Origin of the sequence: Dapis hubbardiae BLCC-M172 (assembly GCF_050016015.1) — a bacterium.
Lineage (GTDB): Bacteria > Cyanobacteriota > Cyanobacteriia > Cyanobacteriales > Microcoleaceae > Trichodesmium.
This window is the reverse complement of the sequence record NZ_JBNHEQ010000324.1, coordinates 1-8558: the sequence shown is the minus strand read 5'-3', so window position 1 is coordinate 8558 and position 8558 is coordinate 1. Positions and strand designations below refer to the sequence as shown.

At 36.1% G+C, this 8558-nt stretch carries 5 protein-coding genes; 3 read left to right on the top strand and 2 right to left on the bottom strand.

The window, feature by feature from the left end; genetic code table 11:
* Positions 1–665: 665 nt before the first annotated feature.
* The gene (locus tag ACP6PK_RS30205) at positions 666–1055 is read right to left on the bottom strand and encodes a PEP-CTERM sorting domain-containing protein (RefSeq protein WP_426565287.1); all 390 of its coding nucleotides are present in this window, start codon (positions 1053–1055) and stop codon (positions 666–668) included.
* Positions 1056–1521: 466 nt separating this feature from the next.
* On the opposite strand from ACP6PK_RS30205, the gene ACP6PK_RS30200 reads away from it, so the two are divergent.
* The 3 genes from ACP6PK_RS30200 to ACP6PK_RS30190 all read left to right on the top strand — a co-directional run bounded on the left by ACP6PK_RS30200 (position 1522) and on the right by ACP6PK_RS30190 (position 6108).
* Complete coding sequence (locus tag ACP6PK_RS30200; RefSeq protein ID WP_426565285.1) at positions 1522–3351, top strand: cyclic nucleotide-binding domain-containing protein; 1830 nt, start codon at positions 1522–1524, stop codon at positions 3349–3351.
* 418 nt (positions 3352–3769) lie between these two features.
* On the top strand, positions 3770–4780 hold the full coding sequence (locus tag ACP6PK_RS30195) for a cytochrome P450 (RefSeq protein ID WP_426565283.1): 1011 nt from the start codon (positions 3770–3772) through the stop codon (positions 4778–4780).
* Between the two features lie 209 nt (positions 4781–4989).
* On the top strand, positions 4990–6108 hold the full coding sequence (locus ACP6PK_RS30190; protein ID WP_426565281.1) for a tyrosine-type recombinase/integrase: 1119 nt from the start codon (positions 4990–4992) through the stop codon (positions 6106–6108).
* A 10-nt stretch (positions 6109–6118) separates the two neighbouring features.
* On the opposite strand, the gene ACP6PK_RS30185 is transcribed toward ACP6PK_RS30190, so the two are convergent.
* Positions 6119–8558 (bottom strand): DUF3987 domain-containing protein (locus ACP6PK_RS30185; RefSeq protein ID WP_426565279.1); only part of this gene is annotated, 2440 nt, incomplete at its 5' end.

The following is an 8558-nucleotide window of genomic DNA, read 5'->3' as shown; positions in this document are numbered from 1 at the left end:
AAGGAAGAAGGAAGAAGGAAGAAGGAAGAAGGAAGAAGGAAGAAGGAAGAAGTTTAATTTTTAGGTGGTGATTATTGAAGAAGTCAGAAGTCAGAAGTCAGAAGTTAGAAGTTAAGTTTATAGTTGGAGATTCTGAGCAACTAAAATTAGGTTGATGTTTTATATATTTTGCTCGGCATTTATCCCCACCTCACATAAGGGTGTACCGCTCATCTTTATTAGGTGGGTTTTCGCCGACTTTTTTGTTAATTAAAGGAGTTGATGGGATTGAAATAACTTATATCATGTCCGGTTTAATAGTTATAATTAAAGATTGTAGTATTGCTCTAGCTCTAATACCATTTATCAGAAGTAAAAGTGCTACAGTTGAAAACTGCCAAAATAACCATGAAAATCACAAATATTATTCAAGACTTACCAACGGATAATTGATAATTGATAATTAATCAATCCCGTTTAAAGCCTTCCCTTTTAAGGGGATGAAAAAAATATTCAACTCAGTATTTCAAGCTAGAGACTTGCGTCGCAGGTACTGATAACTGATAACTGAAATGACCTATTTTGTTGACAAATATTGCTCTAAGTTGCCGTACTGGATATGAAGTGAGAGGAGAGAAGACAAGAGGAATTTTTCTCTCACCTCATTCCCTAAGCTTTTTCAATTTTTAGTCTTTAGCCTTTCTTGTGCTTCCTAGCATTAACCCACCAACTGCAATAAACCCTAATATTAGGCTTGGCTCTGGGGTCTCAACTGGATTAACTGTAGTAACTGAATTAACTGTAGTAACTGGATTAACTGTAGTAACTGGATTATCTGTAGTAACTGGAATAGAATTCAATATTATTATTGGAAACAAGATTTCCTCTGGCTCTTCGTTAACTACCCGAAAAGTAACAGCAGGAGCGATATTTGTGTTCGATGAGTTATTAACTTGTGCTTGTGCTTGACCTACAGTACCAAATATAGATACTGCACTAGCAGCAGCAGTAGCTAGTACCATTGAGCAGAGATTATAACTAGCCTTACCTATAGTTTGAATTGATTTAATCTTCATGGGTTTGTGTGATTTCCGTAAATTACGACAAGTTGTTATTGTGTTTATTTCAACAACAATTTCATCTTATAGCTCTACCCCCCGCGTCAAGTATAAACTAAAACCTTCATCAAATCTTTAATATTATTCACTTTACCTAAGTAAAACAACTACTTTACTAAAATCTTAGAGACCGTTAAAGCAAAAAAAGTGCATAATTTTATACTAAAAAATAAGTATTATCACCAATTTTAGAGATGGCATTCAAGTTTAGAGACTCCCCTACGTAATAATGGCTAATTCAAGATAATGAAAAATAGAAATTGAAAATATGAATGTTTTTGCATCTTAATTAATTAATTCAATTTTCAGGACTTAGGCAATGCATGAGTTCTCAACAAATTTTTTGTAAATTTTGTGGTTTTACCAGAAAATATAGTGGGTTAATATTGGTTAAAAATTTTAGGCTTGGGATTAAGGTAAAAAGATGTTTCAATCTATTTGGGTCAATGCTTTAATCGCCGGAATTATTAGTGCTTTTTCCATGCCTTTAGGATCTCTCACAGCCTTGGTGTGGACTCCTAAAAAACGAATACTGGCTTTTTTAATGGCTTTTGGAGCAGGAGCATTACTGGCAGCTCTAGTTATTGATTTAGTAGGTAGTACCAGAGAAAAGGGACATCTTCTAGAATTAGTCATTGGTTCAATTTTGGGAAGTTTATTCTTTATCTTCGTCAACCAGACTGTCAATAATGCTGGGGGATTTTTACGAAAACCTTCAACTACCTTAGCCCATTTAACTGAACAAGAACGCTGTCGTTTTACCCAAAGTTCCAGTCGCTTAAAACGAATTGGACTTTTTCAAGGTTTATCCCATGCTCTCAGAAAACAAATTGCTCAAGTCTTGTTAGTTGGAAATTACCCTCAAGAAACTATTTTGTATCGTCAAGGAGACCCCAGTGAAAGTCTTTATATTGTTAAACAGGGAAAGGTAGGTCTCCTAGATCCTCAAACAAACTTAACTGCTCTCAAGACTATTGAGGTGAATGAAATTTTTGGTCACTTAGCCTTTTTAACGGGCAGTCCTCATCAAACGATGGCAGTGGTTAAAGAAAATTGTCAGCTAGAAATTCTGCATCGTTCCGATTTTGAAGAACTTCTGGAAGTTTCGCCCGAACTCCTGAAAAGAACCGAACAAACCCTACAACAAGAAAATATTAAAGATTATCTTTACCAACGTCATGGATTGAGTTTAGAGCAAATTAAGGATTGGGTAACACTATCCCTAAGAATGCTCCAAGAACAGCGCAAAATTGAGTCTGCGGTCAAAATTGTTCAGAAAAAAACAGATTTTTTAAACTTAGCTCGTCGCATTCGCCGCTTTCCTGTCTTTAGCTATTTACCGCAAGAAGACTTAGAAAATATTGCTGACCGTTTAGTCTACCGAGAACGCTCAGGTGGTCATGTCTTTTTTCAGCCCGGTGACTTTTCCGATCGTCTGTATATTATTGCTCATGGTGAAGTCGAAATTGTTTATCCTAGTCATCTCCAAAAAGCTCCTCTAGTGTTGACTTGTGCAGACTCATTTGGGGAATTATCCTTTGTCACAGGAGCTTTCCATACAGTCACAGCGATCGCCAAAATTGATGTGGGGGTATGGACATTCAGAAAACAAGATTTTGGGGAGATGTTGCAACAGTCTACCCATCTGGAAAAAGGGGTAAAACAGTTTTTAGAACAACCTAAACTCAAAGATTATTTGGAAACTCGACAACAGTTTGAATCAACTAAGGCTGCCGAGTGGGTGGAACAAGCATTAAACAGCATGAATTCCAGCCAATTGATTCCTTCTGCCACTCGAATGACTTCAATGATGTCAGAACATAAAGATGTACCAATGGCCATTTGGTTAGGACTATTGATGGACGGAATCCCAGAAGCTTTAACAATTGGGGCACATATTATTACAAATCCAGTCAGTCCTTCTTTATTAGCTGGGTTATTCATTTCTAATTATCCTGAAGCTCTATCAAGTTCTGAGGGGATGAGACAACAGGGATTTTCTATCCCTCGCATATTAATGATGTGGACATCTATTATGATCATCACAGGAATTTTAGCTGCGGTTGGTAGTTTGGTATTTGCTGATGTTCCGGAATCAATCATATCTCTTTTGGAGTCGATGGCAGCCGGGGCAATGCTAACCGTTATTTCTGAAACTATGTTACCGGAAGCTTATGCCAAGGGAGGTTCTATTGTAGGAATATCGACTTTACTAGGGTTTTTAATCATTATTATTATTAAAAGTGTTGTCTAAATTTAACAGTTAATTAATTTAGTAGAAATAACAAATTTTGTTGTATTCATAAGTAGAAATTGCATCTCCCAAATAAGGAATATTTTTTAATCTAATTGATTGATTTAATTGTGTATAAATAGGTTTTGCTGAAAAAGTCTTATGGGTAAGGGTAGGAGTCAGGAGGTACGGACGTTGCATGCAACGTCCGTACGGAGTCAGGAGAAGTGGGAATTATAGAGGAGACAGGAGGAAGAAGAGTCCTTAGATTTTTCCGCCATAATCTACCAAAAATGCTCACTTTTTCGGCTTTATTAACCAAAAAGCTGGTACTTTTTTCAGACCTAAAAATGCTCAAACCTTTATTCGTCAATCCTTTGATATTTAATCAGCAAGCCCTAAATATGTTAAAAAAACTACAAGTGAGAATAAAATTTTTATGACTACAAGAAATACTAAATTCCCTTTACCACCAGGAAGTTTGGGTTTACCCCTTGTGGGTGAAACTATTAGTTTTCTAACAGATAACAACTTCGCTGAAAAAAGAGAAAAAAAGTATGGAAAAATCTACAAAAGTCATATTTTTGGCACTCCTACAATATTTTTAGCTGGAGCAGAAGCTAATAAATTTTTGTTTTCCAATGAAAATAAATACTTTACTGCTACTTGGCCAAAAAGTACCAGGATTTTATTAGGCCCTGATTCTCTAGCTGTCCAACAAGGTAGTGTCCACCAGCAAAGGCGTAGACTTTTGGCACAAGCTTTTCAACCAAGAGCTTTGGCAAATTACACTCCCACAATGGAGACTATGACTGCTAGCTATCTGGAAAAATGGGCAGAAATAGGTACTTTAACTTGGTATCCTGAAATTCGTGACTATACCTTTGATATTGCTAGCCGTTTATTTATGGGTAGTGATGGTGGTTCCCAGACAAAATTAGCTAGTTTATTTGAGGAGTGGGTAAAAGGTTTATTTTCTATTCCTCTATCATTACCTTGGACAAGATTCGGTAAAGCACTTCGTTGTAGACAAAAGTTACTCCAGCATATAGAAAAGATTATTCTGCAACGACAGCAAGAAGAACATTTTGGTGAGGATGCCTTGGAAATACTTTTGCAAGCCAAGGATGAAGATGACAATGGTTTACCTTTGGATGAATTGAAAGACCAGATATTATTATTGTTGTTTGCTGGTCACGAGACCTTAACTTCGGCGATCGCTTCCTTCTGTCTATTAATAAGTCAACACCAAGATGTAGTGACTCGTCTTCGTGAAGAACAAAAGCAGTTTTCTCCCATAGAACCCCTAAGCATAGAAAGTCTTAAACAGATGACTTATCTTGAACAAGTTCTCAAGGAAGTATTGAGATTCACTCCACCTGTCGGGGGTGGGTTCCGACAAGTAATTCAAGACTGTGAATTTGGCAGATATTCAATTCCTAAAGGTTGAGTACATAAGCTATAATTCCTATTAATCGGTTGAGAGTGACTAAGTTTTGATAGAAAAAGGGATGTTTTGATAGGTGACTGATAGAAAGTTCAGAAAGGGAGTTATCTCTGTCAGTAAGGATAAAGGGGAGTATTTAAGGATTGGTTTCCCACAGTGGCTAATATCTGATTTAAAGAAACAAGGTTTTCTGCTAAAAAAGGTTTATTTCTGTGGGTTTGAAGGACACTACCCATAACCGAAGTAGGGCTGAGTCTGTTGTGCAGGTAATGAATCAAGATTTAAGAAATCCCTATGGAGAATTTGACGCTACGTTGGAACGTTACCTATTGATGCTTAAGCCTAATATTAGTATTCATGGCAAAACTACAAAATTAGTTGGTAAACGAAAAGTAACTATTGGAGATTGTTGGGATGATTGGCTAGAAATCAAGCGTAAAAAATTAAGTTCTTCGACTTTTATTGCTACATATCAAAAAAAGTTTGGGGGTTATATTGAACAGTTTAGAGGATTTGATATTAGTGAGGAAACTGCAAAAAAAGTTTCTGCTTTTCTATCTGGTATTAATGATAAATCTGCTGCCAATAAATTTATTAATCAATTGATTCAAGCCGTAAGACTTGCTGTTGACAAAGGAGAGCTTAACCATAATCCTTTTTCTCCTTATGCTTCAATGATATCTCTACCTAAAAAGACTCAAGAATTGGAAGATGAAGAGAATAGAAAAGCTTTTGATTTAGAGGATATGGAGACTATTATTCAGGCGTATCGTAAAGATTATAATACCCTAGAGTATGGTCAGTTGACTGAATTTCTATTTCTGACAGGGTGTAGACCTAGTGAAGCTTTTGCTCTTGTGTGGGACGATATTAAAATTAATAAATATATAAAAATAACAAAATCTCTTAGCCGTGTTACTGGTGAAATTAAGTCAACAAAAACTGGAGAGTCAAGAGTTTTTAGCTTGAGAAATAATAATCGTCTAAATGAGTTGCTTTTGGGTATAGAAAGACGCGGTAATTTTCAGTCTGTTTTTTGCTCAAAAGGGAAGAGAATAACGCATAGTAATTTTACCCTAAAGTGGTCAAGCGAAAAGTATGGTATTGTTAGGAATTTAGCCGAAACGGAGCAAATAAAACAATATATAAAGCCTTATTCAACGCGACATACTTATATTAGTCTTGCAGCTAATAAAATATATGAGAGTTACCCTAAAGAGTTGTTTTTAAGTGCATTAAAAAAACTAGCTAGTTCAGTTGGTAATTCTGTTGAGGTAATTCTTGAATATTATCTAGATGCAACTAAAGATGTAGATTTACCTTCGTTTTAATTCAAGCTTTCTATTCTGTTTTTTCTAAGTAATGCCCTCTAACCTTATCAGGGCGCTTTCTCTCACTCTCTATCCAATATTCACCGTCAGGGTATGGTGAATTTGGCTGAATATTTACGATCGTAAATTTTTCATCTTTACTCTGGCTTAAATCAATAACCAAGTCTCCAACTTCAAAATGACTTTCAAAGTCTTGGTTTTCATCATAAAAGTTGTCTATAGTGTCTAGAGTTGTCACTGTAGATTGCTCAATCTCTTGTATGTCAGTGCTTACAGCGTTTGAGTTTTTGTCTAGACTTGTGTCTACAGTTTGTCTAGAGTGTCTAGAGTTTTCTGGAGTTTGAACGGGTGCTGAGTCAAAATAACTTTCAACATCTTGGTGATTATCAGAAAATCTGTCTAGAGTGTCTAGAGTTGTGCCTGTAGGTTGTTCAATCCCTTGTAAATCAGTGCTTACAGCGTTTGAATTTTTGTCTAGAGTTGTGTCTAGAGTTTGTCTAGAGTTCTCTAAACCCATTGATTTTGCGTTGTCTAGTGTGTCTAGAGTTTGAACGGGTGATGAGTTGTATCGCCACGTTAGTCTATTACCTTTACCTTCAATTTGACCTATGCCTGTGGAGTTCATTTCCAAGAAAATACTCCTGATTTCTTCAGATGATTTCTTCTTGAAAGCCCTAATATTTTGTTTGACTGTAGCTGCTTTGAGCCAGCCATGTTTTTTGGAAAACTCAATTAAGGCATCATATTGACCTGACTTTGATGATTTATCACTAGAAACTCTGTAAAGCTTCAGTTGAGAGAGGAAAAACTTTGCTAATTTAATTCCACGCCGAATATCCTCAACTTCAAAAACTTCGGGAATATTTTCCTTGCCTGTAGCAGCAGCATTAATTGTAGCTACAATTAATGCTAGCTCTCCTGTCACCCTTTTGAGTTTAGCTAAAAAACTTTTCAATGGCTGACTTGTTTCTTTTTTTGCCATTTCCCCTAGGTAATCAAACCAACGAGCGTAAAATTTTTCGGCTTCTGGTGATAACCTGGCTTCAATATTGTCCTGTCCTCGAATTTTCTTATAAATACCTTTTATATAATCTGTCGGGTCTATATGGGGGACGTCAGTGTAGTATTTACAGTCTGCTTCTGGTAGGTTATACCATATAAATCTTGCCCAATAACCATTTTCATCATCATCTCCCATTAAATCTCGTAAAACTGATGGCTGAATATTACCAAAAATACTTAATCTGGGATTGGAAACGTAAATACGTTTGCCTGAAGCTCTGTCTACTTTTATAGGTGAACCGTCTCTGGCTTCTAAAATTTTCTCAGCGTCACTGCCTTTTCCATTCTTGTATTTGTTGGCAGACTTGATAAGACCTGCTAATTCATCTTGTGTCATCAAATGCCCATATTCAGGATGATTAGAAACCGCTTTATCAACTGCTTCTATTGTTGCATCACTAAGGATGAAATCATAAGTTTTTGGTGGTTCTGTTTTGTCGTCTGAACCTTCAGCTTTTGCTTTTTCGTAATCTAATAATTGTTGTCTGTAAGTTTTTTCAACTTCTGTTTGTAGCTCGTAAAGAGGGTCAAGAAAAACCTGCATGATAGGAGTTTTCATCATTGAACCTGAGTCGCCAACATTTCCTCCAAAAAAGATAGAGTAAGCTTTGAAAGCTTTTCCCACTGACCTTAAAACTAGGCTCCTGTCAGTTTTTTGAAGACTAGCAGAAACGGCTAATAATGGTATTAAAAAAGCCTCTGGTTTAGTGCCAAAACTTTTAGCTTGATTTTTGATTATTTCAGGTAGTTTACCCTCAAAAATATAATCTAAATTGACACTATCAGACCTAATATTTTGTAGGTCTGACGCTTCTATCGCTGCTGATTCTTTTTCAACATCTAAGTCAAGCTGTTTTGATAGCTTTTCAGCTAATTCTTTAATCCGTATATAAGGAATGCTGTGTTCTTGTGAAAAGTTAAGAAGTTGTAAATCTTTATCAACATTATCTTCATTAGTATTGATAATTCCAATAATTTTTTGCCTTAACTCTTCATTTGATAGAGTAACTTTTTTGTCAGTTACATTGTTATTTATTGCAGGCTTAGATGAGCTTGAAACTGAGTTGTTTTTTGGTTTTATATTTTGACGTTGCCAAGCTTTGATACAGTTTTCTAAGGCATCATCTGTCAATGTAGCAGTAGGATTATCTTTCTCTGCTGACTTCCATATTTTGTTAGCTTGTTTACTGTCTAATGGCGGGGTACAGCGATTGCAATAAGCGTCAAACAGTTGACGGGGTTCGTCTCTGTAGGGATATCCTAGATAGTCTAGACGTTTAGCAGTTCCTATTAAATTTCTAGCTAGTTTTGCCCCGGCTGTATCGCGTTTACCTTGACCTTCACCGCCATTAATTAAAGCCCTGTCATTTTTTGATAAGCATTCTTCA

What these genes read in the sequence shown, in the direction of transcription:
- ACP6PK_RS30205 (WP_426565287.1), bottom strand. Translation starts at nt 1,055, where the DNA reads ATGAAGATTAAATCAATTCAAACTATAGGTAAGGCTAGTTATAATCTC.
- ACP6PK_RS30200 (WP_426565285.1), top strand. Translation starts at nt 1,522, where the DNA reads ATGTTTCAATCTATTTGGGTCAATGCTTTAATCGCCGGAATTATTAGT.
- ACP6PK_RS30195 (WP_426565283.1), top strand. Translation starts at nt 3,770, where the DNA reads ATGACTACAAGAAATACTAAATTCCCTTTACCACCAGGAAGTTTGGGT.